A 23,909-nucleotide genomic window follows, 5' to 3' on the forward strand; every position below is an offset into this window, starting at 1 on the left:
AAGTTTTTTATGCAGATTTTGGTCTTAATTTAAAAAACTCAATAAAACTCTCTGGGTTTTCTACAGTTCCACGTTCAGAAATTAGTTTTATGTCTATATTTCTTTCTTTTGCCTTAAAAGCAAAATCTTCTAAAATTTCAATAATATCGTTATCTAAATACCTTGTTTTTCTTACATCTAGTTCTAAATAAGAATTTTTTGGTAAATTATCTAATTCTTTTAAAATAGCTCCTTTATTAAAGAAAGTTACTTCTTCTGCAAGTGTCATTTTTATTTTTCCATCATCAACATCATCACCTTCAATATGTAAAAAATGCGAATTTTGGAAACTTTTAATAAGAATTACTACAATACCTACAGCTAATCCCATACCTATTCCCCATAATAAATCTTTAAAAACAATTACTAAAACTGTAACCATAAATGGCAACCACTGTTTCCAACCTAATTTAAACATTTCTTTAAAAGTTGATGGCTTTGCTAGTTTAAAACCAACGATAAATAATACTGCTGCTAAAACTGATAACGGAATTTTATTTAATAAAGTTGGTATTAATATCACAGATATTAATAAGAAAAAACCATGAATTATTGCAGACATTTTACTTCTACCTCCAGATTGTATATTTGCAGAACTCCTTACAATTACTTGTGTTATTGGCAAACCACCAATCATTCCTGAAAAAATATTTCCTGTACCTTGTGCTAATAACTCTCTATTTGTTGGGGTTACATTTTTATGTGGGTCTAATTTATCTGTAGCTTCTACACATAAAAGGGTTTCTAAACTTGCTACTAATGCAATTGTAAAACCAACAATCCATACTTCTGGGTTGGATATTGCACTAAAGTTTGGGAAACTAAATTGAGACAAAAACATATCAAAATTATCTGGTACTGGAACACTTACTAAGTGTTCTGAATTAATACCATATTTTGTGCTTTGATTGGTTAAATAAAAATAAACAATACCAGCTACTACAGCTACTAAAGGACCTTGTACTAATTGAAAGAATTTTCCTTTTTTAGATAAAATATTACTCCAAAGTAATAAAATTCCTAAACCAATAAACCCAATAATAGTAGAACCTAGACTAATATTATTAATCGTTTTAAAAATTTCTGAGAATGTGTTTTCTCCATCTACTTGAAAAAAAGCAAAATCTCCTTCAGGATCTGCATCATAGCCAAAAAAGTGTGGAATCTGTTTTAAAATAATAATAATTCCTATACCTGTTAGCATTCCTTTAATTACAGATGATGGAAAATAATACCCAATAATACCTGCTTTTAAAAACCCGAAAATTAATTGTATTATACCTCCTAAAACAACAGCTACTAAAAAGTTTTCATAACTACCTAGTGTACCAATTGCTGTTAAAACAATGGCAGCTAAACCTGCTGCTGGCCCACTAACTCCTATTTTAGAACCACTTAAAGAACCTACTACTATACCCCCAACAATTCCTGCTATTAAACCAGAAAAAAGAGGAGCCCCACTTGCTAATGCAATACCTAAACATAAAGGTAAAGCCACGAAAAAAACTACAATACTTGCAGGTAAATCGTTTTTGATATATTTAAACATATAAAAAGTATTTTTTTCTCTAAAATAAATTAGAGTATTTTGAAATTTAAAATTTGATTGATTTGTATAAACTAAGAACTATTAATACAAAAACTCTGGAGGTGGTGTAGTATTTTTTGGAAATTCTGATATGTAATTTTTAGATGTAAAAGCTACATTCTTATTTTTTTCAATTCCATTTACCAAAACAATACTTGTGTGTACCAATTGATAAATTTTTATTTCCAAATCTTTAGATGCTTCTTTCCCATTTTTCTCTTCTTCTTCATTCATATCTAGAAAAAAAGAAATATTTTGAGTATCATCAACCAAAGAAAGTATGGTTGGTGAGATTATTATTAATGAAAATAATAAAGTGAAAAAAAAGGCTATTTTAACTCTCAATTCTTAGATTTTATTAAAATAAAGAACGAAAATAAGAAAGGTTTGTGAAATAACCGTTAAATAAAATCTAAAAATTATTAAACATTTTTATTTCAGAAGAAATAATCCATCCTAATTTCCCATCAGCTAGTTTAATTTTTTTCCAATTATCTACAGTATCTAGTACAATAACTTTTGTGCCTTCATGCAATGTAAAAACTACTTCTGAGTTTAAAGTTGGAGCATTTCTAATTTCTGTTTTTTCTGCAAAAACAATAGCTTCTATATTCTTTTTGGAGTAATTAAATTGATTGTAAGTAATGAAAATTGTAAATACTAATAGGAAAAAACATACCCCACTTGTTATAAAAAAGATGCGTTTTTTAGACGTTGTGTAAGAGTAGTAGTATAGTAAAAAGAAAATGGCTGCTAAAAAAGAAAATAATACCACCAACATTGCCCATTCATTGTAAGAGAGTTTTTGCAAATAATTTTTATTAAATTTCTGAAAAACAGTTTGTGGTAATGCCTCTACATTATCTAAAGCCAATCTTTTTGCAAAAATTAAATTATTTTTTACGTCTTCATTTAATGGGTTTAGTTTTAATGCTTTTTCATAATAGTAAATTGATGGACCTACTTTATTTAATTTGTAATAAGAATTCCCTAAGTTATAATACAGCTCTGATGATGCTACTTCTTGAGATTCTATTGATTTGTATTTTATAATCGCTTCTTCAAATTTACCATTCTTATATAACTCATTGGCAGCCACAAACAAGCTATCTACATTTTGTGCAGTAACTTGGTTGATAACTATTAATAATAAGAATACTATTCTTTTCATTTAAATACTTGTATTTTAAACTCTATTAAAAACACCTACAATTGTTTATCTAATTTTACAATAACTTGTTTAGCTCTTTCAAATTCTTCTTCCATTTGAGTTGCTGTAAAAGGAGTATATCTTGCAAAATCAGAACTTTTTAAAACCTCTATAAATTGTTTAATAGTGGTTTCATCTATTTGTTTGCTTTCTAAAATTTGAGTAATTTTTTCTTTACTAATATCTGCAGTTTCAACTCCTAATTTTGCTTTTAAGTAATTATGCAAAGCACGCTCTAAAGCTTCGTAAAATGCCTCTTTATTACCCAATTGTTTTTTAGCATCAGAAAGGTATTTTTTTGCGAGTTTATTTGCTTTACGCAATTTATTTCCAACAATATCATTACTTCTTGCTTCATTTTGTTTGGCAATAAAAACACCTATTGGAATGGCAATTAATGGCAAAAATAGTAAGATATAAAACAGATTAGATTTGAAAAAATCTTCTTTTTCTAAAGGTTCAAAAGAACTTTTAGTTTGAATATATCTAAAGTTTTTACCAGTTATTTTAACATCTTGTTTTTGAACTGAATTGTTTTCTTTATCTGTATTTGTTACCAATTCTTTACCTTCTATAACATCTACAAATAAATCTTCTGAAGACAATGTATAATATTTTTCTTCTTTGGGGTTAAAATAAGAAAAACCTATACTTGGTATCTTATATTTCCCTTTATATTGTGGCACTACAGTGTAAATATCAGATACAGATCCAGAAATTCCGTTTGCACTAACACGCACTTTTTCTTTTCTTTCTGGTTGATACTTTTCTAGCTCTACAGGTGTTGTAACTTCTGGCAGTTCAAATAACTTTAAGTTTCCTTTACCAGTAACTGCTAGTTTTATTTGAGAACTCTCATTAGATTTTAAAATATCTTTACTAAGTGTTACTGCAAAATTAAAATCGCCAACTGCTCCAGTAAAGTTTTCTGGTTTGTTTTCTAAAGGAAGACTTTTTGAACGAATTATTTTCTTAGCAGAAGAAAATTCTTTTCTAATGTTTCGAGTAATTACATTTCCAAAAAAATCGGCTCTACCTGTTGGAACACCAATAGCAATTTCCATATTTATGGGTTCTATTTCTAATTTTCCAGATTTTGTGGGTATTAATAACGCTTTTCCTAATGTAAAATATTTATAGTCTTCTCCATTGTATTTGCCTCTTCTTTCTGGATAACCATTAATTTTTATTTCTTGATTCCAAAAACCAATATATTGTGGTGGTTCTGGCACTCTAGAATCGTAAATTATAATATTATCACTTACATATAACCTATATTCTACATAAATACCTTCTCCTACATAAGGTGTTGTTTTTGAAACTTCTGCAACTAAATGAATATTTTGTTGAGCAATATAATTAGGATCATTGGGGTTTTTAGGTATTTCTACAGCATCTAAAACAATAATTTTTATAGGTTTAGACTGTATGGTTTTACCACCAACCTCTATACTTGCAGCACCAATAGAAAACTCTCCTTTTCTTTTAGGCTGAATGATAAACGTGTATGACTGTGTAAAAGTCATTTTTCGTCCACTTGGCGTTAAAACAGTAGATTGACTGATAGATTGACTAGGCCCACCAACTACGTTAAAATTTGTAAATTTAGGTGGAGAAAAATTATCTGCACCTTGTTTATTGATAGAAAATACAATTCTTAAACGTTGGTTTACACCCAATTTATTCTTACTTACTTTGGCTGTTAAAGTAGCCTCTTGAGCAAAAACGCTTAGTGTTAATAACGTTATACATATTGATATGTAAAATTTCAACTTCATCATCTATTTCTGGAGACTGCTAATTTACCAATCTTTTTCTTGTTTTACTTTTTTACCTTTTGCCTTTTTAGCATTCATCTTTTTTTGAGTTTTTTTCTCTTCGTTATTTAAACTCTCTAATAACTGCTTAATTTGTTCAGGGGTCATTTTACCTTGTTGTGGCTTTGGCTTTTGTTTGTTTTTTTTATCGTCTTTATTTTTATTAGGATCCTGGTTTTTATCTTTCTTTTGATCTTTGTCTCCGTCTTTATCGTCTTTTTTGTCTTTGTCCTTATCTTTTCCGTCTTTATTTTTATTCTTGTCTTTGTCTTTGTTTTTATCGTCTTTATCTTTTTTATCCTTGTCTTTATTGTCCTTGTCTTTATTGTCCTTATTTTTATCGTTTTTCTTATCTTGATTTTCTTTGTCCAATAATTTTTGTGCAACCGCTAAATTATAACGTGTTTCATCATCATTAGGGTTATTTCTTAAAGAATTTTTATATGCATTTACAGCTCCTTGATAATTTTTAGATTCCATCATAGCATTACCAATATTATGGTATGCTTCTGCTTTGGTAAATTTGTCTTTAGCAGTTTTTGCAGTTAATTCATATTGAGGTATTGCCTCTTTAAAATTTTTATTTTGATATAGTGCATTTCCTAAATTATAGGTTGCTTTGTTGTATTTTGTGTTATTTCCCAGCGCTTTTTGGTAAGCTACAGAAGCGTCTGTGAATTGTTTTTGTTGATACAGTTCATTACCTTGCCTAAGTAGTTTTCTTGCTTTTCTTTGTCCAGAAATAGAATCTTTTTGGGAAAATGTTTCTTTTGATGAAAAGAGTACCAAGAAAACAATTAATAAATAGTGTATTTTTTTCATGTTATTTTTTGGATTTTTCTTCATTAAACAAATCTACTTTTTTCAACCATTTTGTTTTTTTATCAAACAAAAATATATCTGCAACTAAGAATAGCAAACCTAATGCCAAAAACCACTGAAATTGATCTTTGTAATCTGAAAACTGCTTGGTTTCAAATTCATTTTTTTCTGCATTTGCTATAATATCTGCAATAGCCTTTACAGGTTTTTCAGTTATATTTCCATCAATATATTGTCCATCTGCAGCATCTGCAATTCCTTGTAAAATTTCTGGTTTTAGTTGGGTAATAACTGTTTCTCCTTTTCTATCTTTTTTATAGCCAATCATAGAACCATTTATACGCATAGGAATTGGCCCACCATTTTCTGTTCCAACACCAACTGTATAAATTTTTACACCTTCGTTTGCTAAATTATTGGCAACTTGTTTTGTTTCTTCTTGGTGGTCTTCACCATCGGAAATAATAATTAAAAAGCGGTTGGTTTGCTCATCATTATTATAATAGGTTTTTGCCAATTCTAATGCTCCATTTATATCTGTTCCTTGACTTGAAACCATATCTGGATTTGCATTTTGCAAAAACATATTTGCAGCTGCATGGTCTGTGGTAATTGGTAAAAGTGGATAAGAATTACCTGCATAAATAATAATACCAACTCTATCTGAACCTAATTTATCTATAATTTTAGAAATAATTTGTTTCGCTTTTTCTAATCTGTTTGGTGCAATATCTTCTGCCAACATACTTTTAGAAACATCTAATGCAAAAACTACATCTACACCTTCTCTTTTAATCGTTTTTAGCTTGGTTCCCATTTTAGGGTTTACCAAAGAAATGATTAAAAAAGCGATTCCAATTAACAAAACAATCAACTTTAAAGTAGATTTAAATACAGATGAATTTGGTGCTAATCTTTGTAATAAATTAAGGTCAGAAAATTTCTTTTGTGTTCTTTTTTTCCACCATAAAACCAATAGAAATATTACAATCATTCCTGGAATGATTGCAAGTAGTGTAAAATAAATTGGTTCTTCTATTCTGTACATTTTTATATAAAACTCTTAAATAATGTATTTCTTAAAATGAATTCTAGCAGCAAAAATCCTAAACCTAAAAAGACAAAAATTCTAAACTTCTCTTGATAATTGTAATATTTAATTTCTTCTATTTTAGTTTTTTCGAGCTTGTCTATTTCATCATAAATCTCTTTTAATGAGGTGTTGTTGGTTGCTCTAAAATATTTCCCATCTGTTTTTTCTGCTATTTCTTTTAAGAGTGCCTCATCTATTTCTACCTGTTGTTTTCTAAATTGTAATTTGCCTGTTCTTGGATCTCTTGCCCAAGGAAAATCTGCCATTCCATTTGTACCAATTCCTATTGTATAGGTTTTAATACCCAATTCTGTAGCTAACTCTGTAGCTGTTCTTGGGTCTAAATTACCAGAATTGTTTACACCATCTGTTAATAAAATAATTACCTTACTTTTTGCAGTACTTTCTTTTAATCTGTTTACAGCAGAACCTAAGCCCATACCAATTGCAGTACCACCTTCTAATTGCCCCCATTTAAGTTCAGAAATGGTACGTTTTACAATTCCCTTATCACTTGTTATGGGTGTTTGGGTAAAACTTTCTCCTGCGTAAACTACAATTCCTATTCTATCATTTGGTCTTCTATCTACAAAATTTATTGCTACTTTTTTTAGAGCTTCTAAACGATTTGGCTTTAAATCTCGTGCCAACATACTTGCAGAAACATCTATTGCCATAACAATATCTATACCTCTATTTGATTTTGTTTTTTTGCTTACAGAAACATTTCTTGGTCTTGCTAAAGCAATGATTATTGCAGCTAAAGCTAGTAATCTTAATACATATAAAAGTGGTTTTAATTTTGATAAAAATGAATCTGCCTTGAAACCTTTTATACTTGGTATTGTTAAAACTGCAGCATCTTTTTTACGCATAAAAAAGTACCAAACTGCTAATAATGGAATTAAAATTAGCAGCCACAGAAACCCGGGATTTAAAAATTCAAAATTACTCCAATCCATCTTCTTCGTCTTTTTCTTCTACAATTGGTTTTGGTTTTAAATTGCCAATAATATCTTCAGCATCTTTTCTGTCTTCTTCAATTTCTGGAGCTAAAGGTTTCGATTTTGCAAACTTTACCAAGTCTGCTTCTCTTAATAAACTTTTTAGTTTATCTATGGTTTCTTGCGAGGTTAAAATAACATCCGATTTTTTAAAATCTCTTAACATATCTAACACCTCATCTGTAGTTTTTTCTAATGCTGGGACATTTAATTCTCGCTCTATATAACCACGTACAATTTCTGTTAACTCACTATAGTATTCTTTGGTTTGATTGTTTTGCCATAGTTGCTTTTCATCTAACTCATTTAAACGATAAATGGCTTCTTCATAGGGTGGTAAAGCTCTATAAGTTGGCTCTTCTTCTTCCTCTTTTCGTTTTCTAATAACAAACCAATAAATCCAAAATCCAATAATAGCCAATGCAGCTAAAATGATGTACAAATAGATTTTAAAATCATCGAAAGTATATGGTTCACTTTTAATAGATTTAATAGGAAACTTCTTTACTTTGGTTGTGTCTACGGCTACTGTAGCTACGTTTACTAATAAAGAATCTGTTAAATACGCTTGATTTTTTACAAAAATTTGTTGTTGTGGTATGTAAAATGCACCACTATCAAAACCTGTTAAAATGTATTTTCTAATTAAGGCGTTTTTTAAAGTATCTGTTGCTGTAGAATCTACAATTTCTAACCCTTTTAGTTGCAATTTTGGAATGATTACATTCTGGGTTTCATCAACAGAAATTTTTAAATGAAACTGCTCACCAATTCTAATATTGGTGGTATCAATTTCTGCTTTTACCATAGGATTTTGGGCAAAACTTATGGTTGAAATTAAAAGTAATATGTAAAGTATATATTTTTTCATAAGATTTCTCGACTGCGCTCGAAATGACAACTTATTTATTTTTATGTTTAAAATATCCTAATAATTTTTTCACGTAACTTTCGTCAACTCTTGTATTAATAGTACCAGCACCACTTCTTTTAAACATGTTTTTATAATAATCTGATAATCGTAGAGCATTGGCTTTATAACTTGTTCTTACAGATTTTGATGATGTATTTATCAATTGAACATTGCCAGATTCTGCATCTAACATGGGTACCATTCCTAAATTCGGAATTTTTTCATCGTGTTTATCATACACTCTAATTCCTGTTAAATCGTGCTTTTTTGCTGCAATTTTTAATGTTTTTTCGTAATCATCATCCATAAAATCTGATAACATAAAAACAATGGCTCTTTTTTTCATCACACTTGATAAAAATTTTAAAGCAGCAGCAATATTTGTTTTTTTACTTTTTGGTTTAAACTCAATTAACTCTCTAATAATTCTTAAAACGTGGCTTTTTCCTTTTTTGGGAGGAATAAATAACTCTACATCATCAGAAAATAAAATTAAACCTACTTTATCATTATTTTGGGTTGCAGAAAATGCCAATGTTGCTGCAATTTCTGTAACTGTTTCTTTTTTAAATTGATTGGAGGTACCAAATAATTCTGACCCAGAAACATCTACCATTAATAGCATTGTTAGCTCACGTTCTTCTTCAAAAACCTTAACATAAGGCTCATTATAACGTGCAGTAACATTCCAGTCTATGGCTCTAACATCATCTCCAAATTGGTATTGGCGTACTTCAGAAAAAGTCATACCTCGTCCTTTGAATGATGAATGATATTCACCTCCAAAAACATGATCAGACAAACGACGTGTCTTAATCTCTATTTTACGAACTTTTTTGAGTATTTCTTTTGTATCCATTTTTTTAAGTATGCAGTTTGCAGTTTACAGTTTTCAGTATGAAATCAGTATTAATAAGCTACTGCATACTGCCACTGATTTACTGCTTACTTATTTTAAGGTACTTCTACTTCGTTGATGATTGAATTGATAATGTCTACAGATGTTACATTTTCTGCTTCAGCCTCATAAGTAATTCCTATTCTGTGACGTAAAACATCAAAAACGACTGCTCTAACATCTTCTGGAATAACATATCCTCTTCTTTTTATAAAAGCATAACATTTAGCAGCTTTTGCTAAGTTGATACTTCCACGAGGTGAAGCTCCAAAACTGATTAAATCTTTTAATTGTGGTAAGTTGTATTTTTCTGGATAACGTGTTGCAAAAATGATGTCTAGAATGTACTTTTCAATTTTTTCATCCATATAAACTTCATTAGCAACTTGTCTTGCTTTTATAATTTGATCTACAGAAATTACAGGATTTACAGATGCAAATCCTCCAGACAAATTTTGACGCATAATTACCTGCTCATCTAATAATTTTGGATAATCAATCACCACTTTTAGCATAAACCTGTCTACTTGCGCTTCTGGTAAAGGATAGGTTCCTTCTTGCTCTACAGGGTTTTGAGTTGCCATTACTAAAAAGGGTTCGTCTAATTTAAAAGAAGTATCTCCAATAGTTATTTGGCGTTCTTGCATGGCTTCTAACAATGCAGATTGTACTTTTGCAGGCGCTCTGTTAATTTCATCTGCTAAAACAAAGTTAGCAAAAATGGGTCCTTTTTTAATAGAAAAGTCATTTACTTTCATATTATAAATCATTGTTCCAACAACGTCTGCTGGTAACAAATCTGGTGTAAATTGCACTCTACTAAAACTACCCTGTACTGCTTTAGATAATGTATTAATAGCTAGGGTTTTTGCAAGTCCTGGAACACCTTCTAGTAAAATATGCCCATTTCCCAGTAATCCAATTAACAAACTTTCTATCATTTGTTTTTGACCAACAATTACTTTATTCATTTCTAAAGTAAGAATGTCTATAAAGGCACTTTCTCTTTCTATTTTCTCATTGATAGCTCTTACATCTACATCCATTATGATATTGTATTAGATTTATTTTTACAAAGAACAAAGCTACAATTTTAACATTTTGATTTTTGTTAAAACAAGGTTAAAGATGCAAGAGCTATAAATGATTTTTTAGACTATTTTTAAAATCCATTCATTTTAATTTAGATTTTATGTTAAAACGTTATTAATTTTTAATAATTATTGATGATTTGGACTGATTAAAACTTGTATTATAAATTATATTTTCTGGTTTGTAATTAAAAATAATTTCTCTATTGTCTTGGTTTTTTAACTCATAGTCAAATCCATTTTTTACAAATTTAAAGTTGATACTATATGCAGCTGTTTTTTCTGTGAATGTAATTTCATAAACACCATCTTTATCATCATCAGATAATGGTACAGTTTCTCTCCATTTTTTTGGTAAAAAGTCGCCTCTAATCCCTATAGATTTTACATTTTTAATTCCATTAGTATCTACTTTAAAAGTAATTTTCTTTTCAAATTCTTTTTGAACACAACTAGATATAATTAGAACGAGAACAAGCATTTTTGATATTAAATAATTCTTCATTTTTTATACTTTTAAATACGTTTAAAATTTTGTTTATTTCTTATGATTTTTTCTTTAGAATCTATATATTCTACTTCTTTTACTATAGAAAATGAATCTTTATTAAACAAATATGTCTTATACATTTTTGCTTTTTTATTATTGTCTTTTCCTTTATAATAAGTAACTATTTTAGTAAAACCATTTTTTAAATTTTCTTTTAAAATTATTTTTTCATCCCCAAAATAAGTACCCTTTTTTCTAATTTTAATCTTTGTTTTAGAATTTGCTTTTGGTTCTCTAGGAAATTTAATTTCGCTAATTATTTTATTCTTTTCTATTAAAATTTGCATTGATGTTTGTAAGGTAATTTCTTTACCATCACTATAATTTTTATACGTTAAAGTCCCTTTCCAATTGGTATTATTTAGAATTTTAAAGTCGGAAATTGCTACTTTTGTTTGTGCTTTTACAGTTACTAAAAGACTAAGGCTGATGATAATTGTGAATATTGTTTTCATTATTATTATTTTAAAACTGACTATTATTTTAATTTTTTTGAAATGATGTAATCGACTCCGAATTTACCAGAACCCAAATACAAATGATAGATAGAAACCCATAAAAAACCCATTGCTGGTAACATAGACCACAAGCCCTGATTCCATTTTTGAAGAAAAATAGCTACTAACATTGTGCACATAATTAAAAAGGAAGCTATTCTAGTTTTGAATCCGAGAGCAAGAAAAAGCCCGCCAACTGCCTCTGCAAATGCACCTGACCAAGCAAAGAAAACTGGAAACATTGCAAAAATACCTCCATATTCTGCTACATCTTTTGGAAACCATGCAACAACTTCAAAAAAACCTAAATTTGATTTAGAGGACCAAGGCAAACCAAACTTATCTGACCCAAAACTTAAGGTTAATAATAATCCGCAAATAATTCTTGGAATGGCAATTAACAAATCTCCAAACCAATGGCTTTGAATTACTGGAGAAATTAGTGCTTTTGTAATTTTTAAAATACGTGTTTTCATAAAGGAAATAGTTTATTTTGTTTTGATAAGACAAAATTGCTATTTCTACTTTTTATTGGCGACTTAAAATGTATTTAGAAGTCTTATATACGATTTGAGACGTCTTATTTTGATAATGAATTTAAAAATTGGGAAGGTGAAGTATCTGTAATTTTCTTAAAAACACGATTAAATGTAGCTTTACTATTAAAACCACAATCGTAAGCTATACCTAATAAAGAAAGTTGTTTGTGTTTACCTTCTTGTAGCTTGTTTTTAAAAGTGTTTACACGATATTCATTTATAAAATCATTGAAATTTTTATTAAATCCTGAATTAATAATTTTACTTAATTCAGCACGATTAATTTGTAATTCATCAGATAAATCAGATAAATTTAAATCTGGATTTAAGTATGGTTTTTCTTTTTCCATAAAATTAGATAACTTTTTGATTTCTAATTTAGAGATCACAGTTTTATCTTCAGAAATCTGAGGAATACTTTCTGGATTAGGAGAAAAACTAAAAGACAATTTGTTAAGTTTTGTTGTATCTGTAAAATATCCTTTTATACCAACAAACAAAACCACTAAAGCCATAAAAATATTGAGCCACCAACGTTGCTTATAGTTAATTTCTATAATTAAACTTCCTATAATATCTTGTAATGAACTATATAAAAATAATGCTGTAAAGGCTACTAAAAAACTTAAAATCCAGTTGAGTTCTAGTCTATAGGTGTTTGAAAAGTACTCTTGGATTCGTTTTCTATAATTATAAAATAATTGAAAAGTAAATGCCAAATACAATAACATTTGGGCAAAACTTACAAAAACCAATAAAGGCATAACAATAGATTCATCTACAGCTAATTTTAGAACGCCATTTTGAGTAGTGTTAAACCCTGATTGTAAGCTATCATAAAAGTAAATACTAAACCTGTATAAAATTAAAGTGATTGCAGGTATAAAATGTAAAAAGTGTTGTTTTTTAAATTTAAAATTAGATGTTGTAATTGCTTTGACATAAAAATAAATTAGTGGTGCAATAGCTATACCTAAAGGTATTAAAAAGTAGTTGATTTTTGTGTTTTTATACAAGTCGTACCAACCCATAAAACCAACTGTGTAACAAGTTTGTTCGTAACAAATAATGAAGAGTATAAGCGCTAAAAATAAATCGGAAATATTTCTTTTCTTTAAGTATCTACTAAATAACAGACCCACAAAAATAAGCCCTTGAAAAACTAAAACTAGTAATGGTGTACTGTAAATATTAAAATCTGGAAAACCTGAAAGTGGTAAAATTGTCATTAAATTCTATCCTAAAATACTACTTTTATTTAGCTCATTTACAAAAGGTTGTTTGTAAATTCTCTTACCTAAAGCAGCATTAATTGCATTGGCAACAGCACCTCCTGCAGGTGGCAAACCTGGTTCTCCTAAACCTGTTGGTTTTTTATCATTTTGTACAAAATGCACTTCTACTTTTGGGGTTTCTTGCATTCTAATTAATCTGTACTTGTCAAAATTTTGATATTCTGGCTTCCCATTTTTAAAGGAAAAATCACTATACATAGCATGTCCTATTCCATCTAAAACACCACCTTCTACTTGATTTTTGGCACCTGTTGGATTTACCACAACTCCACAATCTACAGCAGCTGTTACTTTTTTAATTACTGGAAATCCGTCTTTTAAAACAATATCTGCTATTTCTGCAACATGAGTATTATGACTGTAGTAAGCTGCAAAGCCTTGATAAACTCCTTGTTCTGCTTTACCCCAATTTGCTTTTTCTCGAACTAATTTAATAGTATCTTCCATTCTTTGTCCAGAATATTCAATTCTTTTATCATCTGTGTTTTTAACATTTTGTAACAAATCTAAACGTAATTGAATACTATCTACATTTAATTCTGTAGCCAATTCATCAAAGAAACTTTGTTCTGCAAAAGCTAAAAAATTGGTGTAAGGTGCTCTCCAAGCTCCTGTTGTGATGTTGCTTTTATAATTACCAGTTTCTACTTTGTAATTTGGAATACAACCTGCAGGAAAAAAATTTGGGATTAATCCATACATATTTCCGTTTATAGCAGCTTCTTTTAAATGATATCCTGTTACTTTACCCTCTTTTAAAGACGCAGCAATTCTATATTTTATGGCAGGTCTGTAAGTTCCTGCAGTCATATCATCTTCTCTAGAAAAGACTACTTTTACTGGTTTTTTTGCCAAATTAGATATTTCTGCAGCTTCTAAAGCAAAATCTCCATACAAACGTCTACCAAAACCTCCTCCCATTCTTGTCATCTCGCAATGAATATCTTCTGTTTTTCTATCTAGTAATTTTGCGACTCTATTTACTGTCCATTGTGGAGTTTGAATTGGACCAACCAAATGTACTTTATCAGCTGTAACATCTGCATAAAAATTCATAGGTTCTAGACAATTATGAGGCAAAAATGGTGAGTGATAAGTTCTTTCAACTACTTTATCAGCTTCTGCAAAAGCTTTTTTTATGTTTCCATCTTCTCTTCTTACATCAAACTTTTTTCCGTCTAAAATTTTGGTTAATATTTTGTTATGACTTTCTGTAGACTCTAATTTTTCTTCTTTCCAAGTAGCAGAAAGGGCTTTTTTACCTTTCATGGCTGCCCAAGTTGAATTGGCTAAAACAGCCACTTTGTCTCCAAATTTTAGTACTTCAAAAACTCCGTTTATAGATTTTGCCTTTGAACCATCAAAAGAAACTAATTTTTGTCCAAAAGCTGGAGGTCTCAATACAGATGCAATAACCATATTGTCTGTTTTATAATCTAACCCAAATAAAGGTTTTCCTGTGATGATTTTATCTATATCTACATTTATAGCATCTTTACCAATTATATTAAAATCTTTGGTGCTTTTTAAAGTTACATTTTCAGGAACTTTTAACATTGCAGCTTCTTTTACTACAGTACCATAACCTAATTTTTCTCCATTTGTGTTTGTAATAATTCCTTTTGATGCTTTTAAAGTAGCAGCATCTACATTCCATTTAGCTGCAGCAGCGTTTACTAACATTTGCTTTGCAGTTGCTCCTGTTTGTCTTAGAGCATCCCAACTTTGTCTTATAGATTGGCTACCACCAGCAACTTGACTTTGAAAATTTTTGGTATCTAATGCACCTTGTACTACATTTACTTTGCTCCATTCTACATCTAATTCTTCTGCTATAATCATAGGCATAGATGTTTTTACACCTTGCCCAATTTCTGGGTTTGGAGAGTAAATAGTTACATAACCATCATCAGAAATTTTAATAAATGCATTAAAATCGTTAAAATTCAGATTGGCAATATCTACTGGCATTTCTGCCTCTTTTTTACATGCTGTTAATAGATTAAAGCCTATTAATAATCCACCACTAGCTAAAACTGAAGTTTTTAAAAAATTTCTTCTACTAAAATTGTCTTTTTTATGTAGTTTCATATTATAAGTTTTTAGATGCTAATTTTACTGCTTTTTCAATTCTATTGTAAGAAGCGCATCTGCAAATATTACCATGCATTGCTTCTCTAATTTCATCATCTGTTGGTGCTTTATTTTCTGCCAAAAATGCAGAAGCTGTCATAATTTGTCCTGCTTGACAATAACCACATTGTGGAACATCTATTTCTTTCCAAGCTTCTTGTACAGGGTGTTTTCCATCTTTAGATAAACCTTCTATTGTTGTAATTTTTACGTCATCTAAAATTGAAACTTGCATTTGGCAACTTCTTGTTGCAACCCCATCTATATGAACTGTACAAGCTCCACATTGAGCTATACCACAGCCAAATTTTGTACCAACCAAGTTTAGTTCATCTCTTAAAACCCACAATAAAGGGGTGTCTGAATCTGCAGAAACAGTTACTTGCTTTCCGTTAATATTTAATGTATAGTTTGGCATAGAAGAAGTTTTATAAATTGATGTTGTAAGTTACTAAAAAATATTTTTGGTTTTTTAAATAGTTTTTTTGTGAAGTCATTTTGTGATGTTTTTAACAAAAAAAGCCTGTTCTAAAAAAGAACAAGCCATTTTTTCATAACAAATTTCCCAATCTATTTTCCTCCTAAAAGCAATAATTCATTTACCATAATTTCGGTAATATATCTTTTTTCTCCTGTTTCTGAGTTGTAAGTTCTGTTTGTAAGTTTGCCTTCTACAGCAATTTCTTGTCCTTTATTAACATAGTTTTCTACCACGTTTACAAGACCACCTTTTACAATTATAGAATGCCAATAAGCACGTTCTACTTTGTTGCCTGCTTTGTCTTTATAACTATCATCTGTAGCCATAGAAAATTTAGCCATTTTGTTACCGTCTTTAAACGTAATAATTTCTGGATCTTGACCCAATCTACCAATTAACTGTACTTTGTTTCTTAACGTATTCATAAGATAAGTTTTTTAAACACTTCTATTTTAAGTGTAAGTTTATAATTTATTTTTGTTGATGATTATTCAACACTGCAAAATTGAGAACTATTAGAATTTTTATTCGGTTACAAAACAATTACTTTCGGTTGTAAGTGTTTGTAGTCGTTTGTAAATGGGTATTTTTTTTAATACACATTACTCCTTTTAAATCAATTTAAAATTTAAAAAAATAGACATTCTCTAAATTTTATTTAGTTGTAAATGTTGTTAATCAATTAAAAAGTCAGAAAAAGTTTAAATCGATAGTTTATATTTATTACATTTATTGTCATATAAGAAATAGTTTTTTTGTTTTGAAGACCCGTGTTTGCTTTCTTTTTGTAGTATTTTTTTGTACCCAATTTTTATTCTCGCAAGTAATTATTGAATCTCAACAACTTGTTGGAGAAAATTCTTCTACGCAAAGCATAACGTATGCTATAAAAAAAGACAGTATAGGCAATCTTTGGATAGCATCTGAAGAAGGTGTTTTAAAACATAATTCCAAATCATATAAACTTTATAATACTTACAATGGACTTCCTGAAACACTAAGTAATAGAGCGTCAGAAATTTTTATAGATAGTAGAGGTACTATTTTTGTTGGGCTAGAAAAAGGAGTTTGTATTTATAACCCTAACTTGGATAAGTTTGAATTATTAACAACAAAAGACAATATAAACCCATCTTTAGTTGAAAGTATTGATGAAGATGAAAATGGCAATGTTTGGATTGGCGGTTTTAATGGTTTGTGGAGGTATGATAATGAATCAAAAAAATTAATCCCTACAATTTTTAACAATCCAATAATCTCATTATTTATAGATAAAAAAGATATTGTTTGCGGAACAGAAAATGGGCTTTTTATCTACAACTCTATAAAAAAAGAATTTAAAGAAATAGAATTACCTAGCTATTTAAAAGATATTCATTTTATAGGAAAAATAAATGAAAAATTGATGGTGGGTTCAGAGTCTGGACATCAATTTAGTTTAAAAAAAATAAACGATGTATTTACTTTTGATAGGGTAATTAATTCCTTTGACTTTCCTGTTAAAGATATTATTTTAGGAAACTCAAATCATATTTTTATTGCAACAGATGGTAATGGAATTTTCGAATTAAATAACGACAATAAAATTCTAAAAAACTACAAACAAGATTTTAATAACCCCTCCTCTATTTCTAGTAACGGAATTTACGACCTAGAATTTGACAAAGAAGGCATCATCTGGATTGCTACTTATGGTGGAGGAGTAAATTATTTTAACTTTAAGAAATTACCTTTTTTAAAAATTCAGCATCAACTTAATAATCCAAATAGTCTATCAAGTAACTTTACTAGAAGTATAGCCAAAGATTCTAATGGTAATATTTGGTTTGGTACAAAAAACGGATTAAGCATTTGGAACTCAAAAAAAAATACTTGGAAACATATTCAAGAATTTAATACCAAAACCAATTCTCAAATTATTGTATTAGCTCTAGAACCAGATAAAGATTTTATGTGGGTTGGTACTTATGGTTTTGGATTGTTTAAAATAAATATAAAAACGTTTAAAATAATTAATTACAATAAATTACATGAAGATAAAAATCTACTCACAAAAATATATGCGCTAAAAAAAGCTTCTAATGGAGCAGTTTGGGTTGGTGGTATAGATAATAATCTTATTTCTATCTCATCTAATAGTAGTATCAGAAACTATCCAATTCTTCAAATAAAAGCAATTACAGAATTAAGTGATGGATCTATTTTAGCTTCTGGTAGATATGGAATTTATAAAATTAATCCTAAAAATAATAATTTCAGAATTATTGAAGATTTAGAGCCAAACAAAAAGTCTCTTGCATATTCAACCATACACACTGTACAAGAAACCAACTCTAAAAATTTAGTAATTGGTACTAATGGAGCTGGAATTGTTTTTTACAATCCTCAAAATAAACAAATACGAAAACTTAATGTTAGTTCTGGTATGCCTTCAGATATCGTTCAAGGTGTCTTGCTAAAAGATAAAAACACAATATGGGCAAGTACAACAAAGGGTTTGGTAAATGTTATTTTATCTAATAAAGATACTATTATTAATGTATACGATAAAAGAGATGGTTTAGCTAGCACAGAATATAATTATGGTAGTTATGCCAAATTAGATGATAATTTAATAGCTTTTGGTGGCGTAAATGGAGTTACTGCATTTAACCCAAACAAAATTGTGAGTCAAAACCAAAAACCTTCAATAGTTTTAGATGAGTTTTTGCTATTTAATAAAATTGTATTGCCTAATGAAGAGCCTTTAAAAAAACATATTAATGTAGTTGATGCAATTACTTTAAAACACAATCAAAATTCCATTGGTATAGAATTTACAGGTATACAACACAGTGCTCCAAATAAGATGAAATATTCTTGGATGCTAGAAGGTTTTGATAACAAATGGTCTAAACCTAACTCTAAAAGCTCTATAACATATACTAATTTAGAAAGTGGAAATTATGTGCTTAAAATAAAAGCCATAAATAAATACGACATTGCTAGTGATGTAAAATCTATTAAAATTAAAATATTATCTCCTTGGTGGTTAACACATGTTGCTTTTCTAATCTATGCAATACTCTCTATAGCTTTAATAGTTGGAGTAATTCATTTTACAACAGTTATCATCAACAAAAAAAATGCAGATGATCAAATAGAGTTTTTTAATAATATAACTCATGAAATTAAAACACCACTTACCATTTTAATGTCTTCTTTAGAGAGTATTACTAATAAAGACAACTCTAATGAATCTAATAAACATATAAAAACAACAGTAAAAAGAATTAATTCACTTTTTGAGCAGATGCTTAATTTTCATAAAGTAACTTCTCAAGATACCATATATCAAAATGCCTCTAAGATTGAAATTAATAAATATTTAGAAGGCAGAATTAAAAACTTTAAACCTCTAACAGAAGAAAGAAACTTATCTATTGAAATAGAAAACCACTGGCCAGATCAAATATTTTATTATTACAGAGATGTTTTTGATAAAATTATATTAAACCTACTATCTAATGCAATTAAATATTCTTTAGATAATGGTAAAATAAAATTGAAACTAAATAAGACTACTAAAGGAGAACTAAAATTACAAATAGCAGATAATGGTATTGGTATACCTAAAGATCAACAAAAATATATACTAAATAGATATTACAGAGCTAGAAATGCTATAAATAGTCAAAAACCAGGTACTGGCTTAGGGTTGATAATGACCAAAAAATTAATAGAAAAAACTGGGGGCACAATAAGTTTTGAAAGCCTAGAAAACAGAGGTACCACTTTTACAATTCTCTTAAAAAACTTACACAATCTTTATAAAGAAAGTGTCATAGAAGAAAATGAAGCCTTAAAAAGCGAACATTCTGCAGAAGATCAGTTAGAGCTTGATAAATTCTCAGATTCAAAAATACTAATTGTAGAAGATAATGATGAATTAAGATCTCTACTTGTAGAATCTTTAGGAAATTATTTTTTAATATTTGAAGCTAGTAATGGAGCAGAAGGTATAGAAATGGCATTACAAAACTTTCCAGACATTATCTTAACAGATTTAATTATGCCAGAAATGGATGGTATGGAAATGGCTAAAAAAATAAAAGAAGATATTAGTCTAAATCATATTCCTGTTTTTATGCTAACTGTTCTTCAAAACTCTACCCAAAAATTAGAAAGTATAGAAAGTGGTGTATCAGAATATTTAGAAAAACCAGTAAACACAAAACTACTTTTAGCAAAAATTATAAATACCTTAAAATTTAAAAGAAATCTTCGTGAAAAATATATTCATGATAATGATACTGACAATGCAACCCTATTCAGAAATCAAAAAGACAAAGACTTTTTACAAAATTTAGAAGATAAAATTATAGAAAACATAGAAAATAACTCTTTTTCTGTACATGATTTATCAGGTAGTTTTGGAATGAGCAGAACGTCACTTTACATGAAATTAAAAAACTTGGTAGACTTATCTCCCCAAGATTTTATAATACACACTAAACTTAAACATGCTAAAAATTTACTAATAAAAGGGCAATTAAGTATTAAAGAAGTAGCATATAGTTCTGGTTTTTCTAACCCAAAATACTTTAGTACATCTTTTAAAAAGTTTTATGGTTCTACACCAAGTAGTTTTTTAGATAGCTTAAAAAAGAATTGATAATTTTTAGGGTACTTTTTTAAAAAATACTCAAAAACCCTATCTTTTATTACAATTCTGACAATTTTCATACCTTTTGTGATGTTATTTATGAGCCATTTTAATGATGAAAATATAATTTAGCGTCAAAATAATCAATCCAAATTATGAAAAAAATATTTTATACAATTCTGTTACTCTTGCCAATTACAATTATGGCACAAACAACAGTAAAAGGAAAAGTTATAGATGATGCCAAATACCCATTACCTGGTGCATCTATAATTGTAAAAGGAACAACCAAAGGTGAAATTACAGATTTTGATGGTTTGTTTTCTATCAAAATAGATAAAACACCAGTTACATTAGTATTTAGTTATTTAGGATATACTACTAAAGAAGTTTTAATTACTAATCAAACAGACATTACAGTAGAACTTAAACCAGATACTGAACAATTAGAAGAAATAGTTATTATTGGGTATGGTTCATCAGCAAAAAAAGACCTTACAGGTTCTTTAACAGAAATTAAAGAAAAAGATAATATAGCAGCTCAATACAACAGTGTTGGTTCTATTTTACAAGGTAGGTCATCTGGTATTCAAGTAAATTCTAACGTTGGTACACCTGGAGCTCCTGTTAGTGTTAGAATTAGAGGAGCAAATAGTTTAAGAGGTAATAATGAGCCTTTATATGTTGTAGATGGGGTTATAATTAATTCTGCTGGAGAAGATGTATTAGATGCTACAAGTGATGCCAATGAAACACAGTCTACACAAAACGGTTTAACAGGTATAAACCCAAGAGATATAGAAAGTATGGTTGTTTTAAAAGATGCTTCTGCAACTGCTATATATGGTTCTCGTGGTGCAAACGGTGTTATTATAATTACAACAAAAAAAGGTAAAAAAGGAAATGCTGTAATAAATACTTTTGCACAATCTGGTGTTTCTCAAGCAACAAAAAAAATTAACGTATTAGATCCTGTTGGATATGCACAATACAGAAATATTAACGCTATTTTACAAAACAACCCACCAAATTATTCTATTGTTGGAGGTAAAGTTTTTAGTTTAGACAATAGCGGAAATGTTTTAAAAGAATTAACACAAATTAATTGGCAAGATAGTGTGTTTAGAAATGCTTTTTCTACACAAGCTGGCTTAAATGTTAGTGGAGCAAATGATAAATCTAACTATTATTTGTCTGGTCAATTTAACGAAATAGAAGGTATTATTCCAAATACTTTTTTAACCTCGACCAATCTTCAATTAAACTATACTACAGACTTAAATACAAAATTAAATTTACAATCTAGAATTGGTCTTTATTTAGGAAGAGGAAACTTAAATCAAGGAGCATCAATTTCTGGTGGTGGAAGAAGTTTTACAAGACAGTTAATAAGTTATAATCCATTGTTAGATGGAGAAATAGAAGACGATTTAGAATTATTTAATCCTTACAAATTTATAGAAAACGTAGAAGAGAAAATCAATGAAAAAAGATTAAACGCCTCTTTAAGATTAACTTATGATATAGCAGACAATTTAAAATACCAAATGAGAGCTGGTAGTAATTACAGAATTAAAGAGCGTTCTCGTTGGTATGGTGCAGAAACTCAAAAAGGTTCATTTACTAACGGGTATTTAGCTTTGTCTGATCAAGAAAAAATTTCTTATACCTTTGATAATCTTTTAATTTTTAATAAAAGATTCGAAAACAAGCATAGATTAAACGCAACAGTTGGTATTTCTTTTGATGGAAATAATTCTAACAACAATATATATGAGGTAGGAGATTTTCCTATAAGTAATTTAAGAGAAAGAAGTCCGCAATTAGCAGAATTAACCCTAACCCCATATACTTCTTTAGATTTTGAAGAAAACATATTTTCTTACTTAGCTAGAGCCACATATACTATAAATAATAAATATGCTTTTAATGCATCTTTTAGAGCAGACAAGTCTTCTAAGTTTCAAGGAAGTAACCAAATTGGGTACTTTCCAGCAGCATCTTTTGCGTGGACAGTTTCAAATGAAAAATTTATTAGAAATATAGAGTCCATCAACAATTTAAAATTTAGAGTATCTTGGGGGCAATCTGGTAACCAAGCCATTAATCCTTATCAAACTATAAATAATTACGGCCCTAGTTTCTATGCAGATGTTACCAATTCTACAATTTTAGGAGTTGTGCCACTAAACATAGCTAATAAAAATTTAACTTGGGAAACAACAACACAATCTAACGTTGGTTTAGATTTTGGATTATTAGAAAATAGATTAACAGGTAGTGTAGACGCATACCTAAAGAAAACAACAGACCTATTAATAAACACGCCTATTGCAACTTCTACAGGTTTTCAAAATTATCTTAGAAACCAAGGTAGTTTAGAAAACAGAGGTATCGATTTATCTTTAAATGGATTAATTGTAAACAAAGAAGACTTTACTTTTAATTTAGGTGGTAATATTTCTTTTATAAAATCTAAAATTACAGACCTATCTGCTTTACCTAAAAGTAATATCTTCATCAATGGTAATGCTGTGAACCGTTCTTTTTATTTAGGTAATAATGTGTCTACAGGAAACAATTTTAAAGCACCAGCAAACGCTTTTATAGAAGGTGAAGAAGTAGGTTTGTTTTGGGGATACAAAACTAATGGTATTTACAAAAACACTACAGATGCAGCAGCTGGCCCTACTTTTAATGGAAACGCAAACCAAGCAGGAGATGTTATTTTTGTTGATGTTAATGGAGATGGTAATATTAACGATGCAGATAAAACTAACATTGGTAATCCAAACCCAGACTTTACATTTGGTGTAAATGCTGATTTTACTTACAAAAGATTTTCTCTTTCTGTACTTATGAACGGTGTTGTTGGTAACGAAATTTTAAATGGTAATTTATTAATAGAAGCAAATGCTGTTGGTACAGGTAACAATATTAGACCAGAAGCATTTTACGATGCGTGGTCTACAACAAATACAGATGGGGCTTTCCCAAGAGTTGGCTCTGTTACTGCATCTAACGTTCCAAACGATAGAATTGTAGAAGATGGTTCTTACTTAAGAATAAACAACATAACTTTAGGTTATGATTTTGATATGCCAGAAAACTCACTAATAAGTTCATTTAAACTATTTGCTTCTGGTAATAACTTATTAACACTTACAAACTATAGTGGTTATGATCCAGAACTAACAAGTTTCTTGTATGATGGTACCATTTTAGGCGTAGATTGGGTTGGTACTCCAAACGTTTCAAGTTTTGTAATTGGTGCCAATATTAAATTTTAAAAAA

19 protein-coding genes are annotated in these 23,909 nt (G+C 29.0%); 2 read left to right on the plus strand and 17 right to left on the minus strand.

Annotated elements, in window-relative coordinates; translation table 11 throughout:
- Positions 1–7: 7 nt before the first annotated feature.
- From ACY2RW_RS02865 to ACY2RW_RS02945, 17 genes are all read right to left on the minus strand, one after another.
- Positions 8–1,588, minus strand: coding sequence for a SulP family inorganic anion transporter (locus tag ACY2RW_RS02865; RefSeq protein WP_490121187.1), 1,581 nt, complete (start codon positions 1,586–1,588; stop codon positions 8–10).
- A gap of 81 nt (positions 1,589–1,669) precedes the next feature.
- Positions 1,670–1,972 carry a hypothetical protein gene (locus ACY2RW_RS02870; RefSeq protein ID WP_490121188.1) on the minus strand — a complete coding sequence of 101 codons (303 nt, stop codon included), beginning with the start codon at positions 1,970–1,972 and terminating at the stop codon, positions 1,670–1,672.
- Between the two features lie 67 nt (positions 1,973–2,039).
- On the minus strand, positions 2,040–2,798 hold the full coding sequence (locus ACY2RW_RS02875; protein WP_490121189.1) for an SH3 domain-containing protein: 759 nt from the start codon (positions 2,796–2,798) through the stop codon (positions 2,040–2,042).
- Positions 2,799–2,833: 35 nt separating this feature from the next.
- The gene (locus tag ACY2RW_RS02880; protein ID WP_490121190.1) at positions 2,834–4,618 is read right to left on the minus strand and encodes a BatD family protein; all 1,785 of its coding nucleotides are present in this window, start codon (positions 4,616–4,618) and stop codon (positions 2,834–2,836) included.
- 21 nt (positions 4,619–4,639) lie between these two features.
- Positions 4,640–5,476 carry a tetratricopeptide repeat protein gene (locus ACY2RW_RS02885; RefSeq protein WP_490121191.1) on the minus strand — a complete coding sequence of 279 codons (837 nt, stop codon included), beginning with the start codon at positions 5,474–5,476 and terminating at the stop codon, positions 4,640–4,642.
- A 1-nt stretch (position 5,477) separates the two neighbouring features.
- Positions 5,478–6,524, minus strand: a complete 1,047-nt coding sequence (locus ACY2RW_RS02890; protein ID WP_490121192.1) for a VWA domain-containing protein — start codon at positions 6,522–6,524, stop codon at positions 5,478–5,480.
- 2 nt (positions 6,525–6,526) lie between these two features.
- Positions 6,527–7,531 carry a vWA domain-containing protein gene (locus tag ACY2RW_RS02895; protein WP_490121193.1) on the minus strand — a complete coding sequence of 335 codons (1,005 nt, stop codon included), beginning with the start codon at positions 7,529–7,531 and terminating at the stop codon, positions 6,527–6,529.
- Entirely contained in the window at positions 7,518–8,444 is a 927-nt protein-coding gene (locus ACY2RW_RS02900; RefSeq protein ID WP_490121194.1) for a hypothetical protein, read from the minus strand. Before ACY2RW_RS02900 ends, ACY2RW_RS02895 begins: the two co-directional genes overlap by 14 nt.
- Before the next feature lie 31 nt (positions 8,445–8,475).
- Entirely contained in the window at positions 8,476–9,345 is an 870-nt protein-coding gene (locus ACY2RW_RS02905; protein ID WP_490121195.1) for a DUF58 domain-containing protein, read from the minus strand.
- Between the two features lie 95 nt (positions 9,346–9,440).
- Positions 9,441–10,430 (minus strand): AAA family ATPase, encoded by a 990-nt coding sequence (locus ACY2RW_RS02910; protein WP_490121196.1) that lies wholly within the window; start codon positions 10,428–10,430, stop codon positions 9,441–9,443.
- A gap of 160 nt (positions 10,431–10,590) precedes the next feature.
- On the minus strand, positions 10,591–10,980 hold the full coding sequence (locus tag ACY2RW_RS02915; protein WP_490121197.1) for a hypothetical protein: 390 nt from the start codon (positions 10,978–10,980) through the stop codon (positions 10,591–10,593).
- A gap of 11 nt (positions 10,981–10,991) precedes the next feature.
- Positions 10,992–11,480 carry a hypothetical protein gene (locus tag ACY2RW_RS02920; protein ID WP_490121198.1) on the minus strand — a complete coding sequence of 163 codons (489 nt, stop codon included), beginning with the start codon at positions 11,478–11,480 and terminating at the stop codon, positions 10,992–10,994.
- A gap of 23 nt (positions 11,481–11,503) precedes the next feature.
- Positions 11,504–11,998, minus strand: coding sequence for a DoxX family protein (locus ACY2RW_RS02925; protein WP_490121199.1), 495 nt, complete (start codon positions 11,996–11,998; stop codon positions 11,504–11,506).
- Positions 11,999–12,102: 104 nt separating this feature from the next.
- Positions 12,103–13,290: a helix-turn-helix domain-containing protein gene (locus ACY2RW_RS02930; protein WP_490121200.1), complete on the minus strand. Its 1,188-nt coding sequence runs from the start codon at positions 13,288–13,290 to the stop codon at positions 12,103–12,105.
- 6 nt (positions 13,291–13,296) lie between these two features.
- On the minus strand, positions 13,297–15,447 hold the full coding sequence (locus ACY2RW_RS02935) for a xanthine dehydrogenase family protein molybdopterin-binding subunit (protein WP_490121201.1): 2,151 nt from the start codon (positions 15,445–15,447) through the stop codon (positions 13,297–13,299).
- A 1-nt stretch (position 15,448) separates the two neighbouring features.
- Positions 15,449–15,907: a (2Fe-2S)-binding protein gene (locus ACY2RW_RS02940; RefSeq protein ID WP_490121202.1), complete on the minus strand. Its 459-nt coding sequence runs from the start codon at positions 15,905–15,907 to the stop codon at positions 15,449–15,451.
- 152 nt (positions 15,908–16,059) lie between these two features.
- Entirely contained in the window at positions 16,060–16,395 is a 336-nt protein-coding gene (locus ACY2RW_RS02945) for a single-stranded DNA-binding protein (RefSeq protein WP_490121203.1), read from the minus strand.
- 335 nt (positions 16,396–16,730) lie between these two features.
- Between ACY2RW_RS02945 and ACY2RW_RS02950 the strand changes: the two genes are divergently transcribed.
- A complete protein-coding gene (locus ACY2RW_RS02950; protein ID WP_490121204.1) occupies positions 16,731–20,624 on the plus strand; it encodes a hybrid sensor histidine kinase/response regulator transcription factor in 3,894 nt (1,297 codons plus the stop codon).
- Positions 20,625–20,770: 146 nt separating this feature from the next.
- Positions 20,771–23,905 (plus strand): SusC/RagA family TonB-linked outer membrane protein, encoded by a 3,135-nt coding sequence (locus ACY2RW_RS02955; protein ID WP_490121205.1) that lies wholly within the window; start codon positions 20,771–20,773, stop codon positions 23,903–23,905.
- The last annotated feature ends 4 nt before the right edge of the window (positions 23,906–23,909 follow it).

It is taken from the genome of Polaribacter sp. 2305UL8-11, assembly GCF_058147165.1.

What these genes read in the sequence shown, in the direction of transcription:
- ACY2RW_RS02910 (WP_490121196.1), bottom strand. Translation starts at nt 10,430, where the DNA reads ATGGATGTAGATGTAAGAGCTATCAATGAGAAAATAGAAAGAGAAAGT.
- ACY2RW_RS02955 (WP_490121205.1), top strand. Translation starts at nt 20,771, where the DNA reads ATGAAAAAAATATTTTATACAATTCTGTTACTCTTGCCAATTACAATT.
- ACY2RW_RS02925 (WP_490121199.1), bottom strand. Translation starts at nt 11,998, where the DNA reads ATGAAAACACGTATTTTAAAAATTACAAAAGCACTAATTTCTCCAGTA.
- ACY2RW_RS02865 (WP_490121187.1), bottom strand. Translation starts at nt 1,588, where the DNA reads ATGTTTAAATATATCAAAAACGATTTACCTGCAAGTATTGTAGTTTTT.
- ACY2RW_RS02890 (WP_490121192.1), bottom strand. Translation starts at nt 6,524, where the DNA reads ATGTACAGAATAGAAGAACCAATTTATTTTACACTACTTGCAATCATT.
- ACY2RW_RS02905 (WP_490121195.1), bottom strand. Translation starts at nt 9,345, where the DNA reads ATGGATACAAAAGAAATACTCAAAAAAGTTCGTAAAATAGAGATTAAG.
- ACY2RW_RS02880 (WP_490121190.1), bottom strand. Translation starts at nt 4,618, where the DNA reads ATGATGAAGTTGAAATTTTACATATCAATATGTATAACGTTATTAACA.
- ACY2RW_RS02940 (WP_490121202.1), bottom strand. Translation starts at nt 15,907, where the DNA reads ATGCCAAACTATACATTAAATATTAACGGAAAGCAAGTAACTGTTTCT.
- ACY2RW_RS02945 (WP_490121203.1), bottom strand. Translation starts at nt 16,395, where the DNA reads ATGAATACGTTAAGAAACAAAGTACAGTTAATTGGTAGATTGGGTCAA.
- ACY2RW_RS02875 (WP_490121189.1), bottom strand. Translation starts at nt 2,798, where the DNA reads ATGAAAAGAATAGTATTCTTATTATTAATAGTTATCAACCAAGTTACT.
- ACY2RW_RS02915 (WP_490121197.1), bottom strand. Translation starts at nt 10,980, where the DNA reads ATGAAGAATTATTTAATATCAAAAATGCTTGTTCTCGTTCTAATTATA.
- ACY2RW_RS02900 (WP_490121194.1), bottom strand. Translation starts at nt 8,444, where the DNA reads ATGAAAAAATATATACTTTACATATTACTTTTAATTTCAACCATAAGT.
- ACY2RW_RS02930 (WP_490121200.1), bottom strand. Translation starts at nt 13,290, where the DNA reads ATGACAATTTTACCACTTTCAGGTTTTCCAGATTTTAATATTTACAGT.
- ACY2RW_RS02935 (WP_490121201.1), bottom strand. Translation starts at nt 15,447, where the DNA reads ATGAAACTACATAAAAAAGACAATTTTAGTAGAAGAAATTTTTTAAAA.
- ACY2RW_RS02885 (WP_490121191.1), bottom strand. Translation starts at nt 5,476, where the DNA reads ATGAAAAAAATACACTATTTATTAATTGTTTTCTTGGTACTCTTTTCA.
- ACY2RW_RS02920 (WP_490121198.1), bottom strand. Translation starts at nt 11,480, where the DNA reads ATGAAAACAATATTCACAATTATCATCAGCCTTAGTCTTTTAGTAACT.
- ACY2RW_RS02895 (WP_490121193.1), bottom strand. Translation starts at nt 7,531, where the DNA reads ATGGATTGGAGTAATTTTGAATTTTTAAATCCCGGGTTTCTGTGGCTG.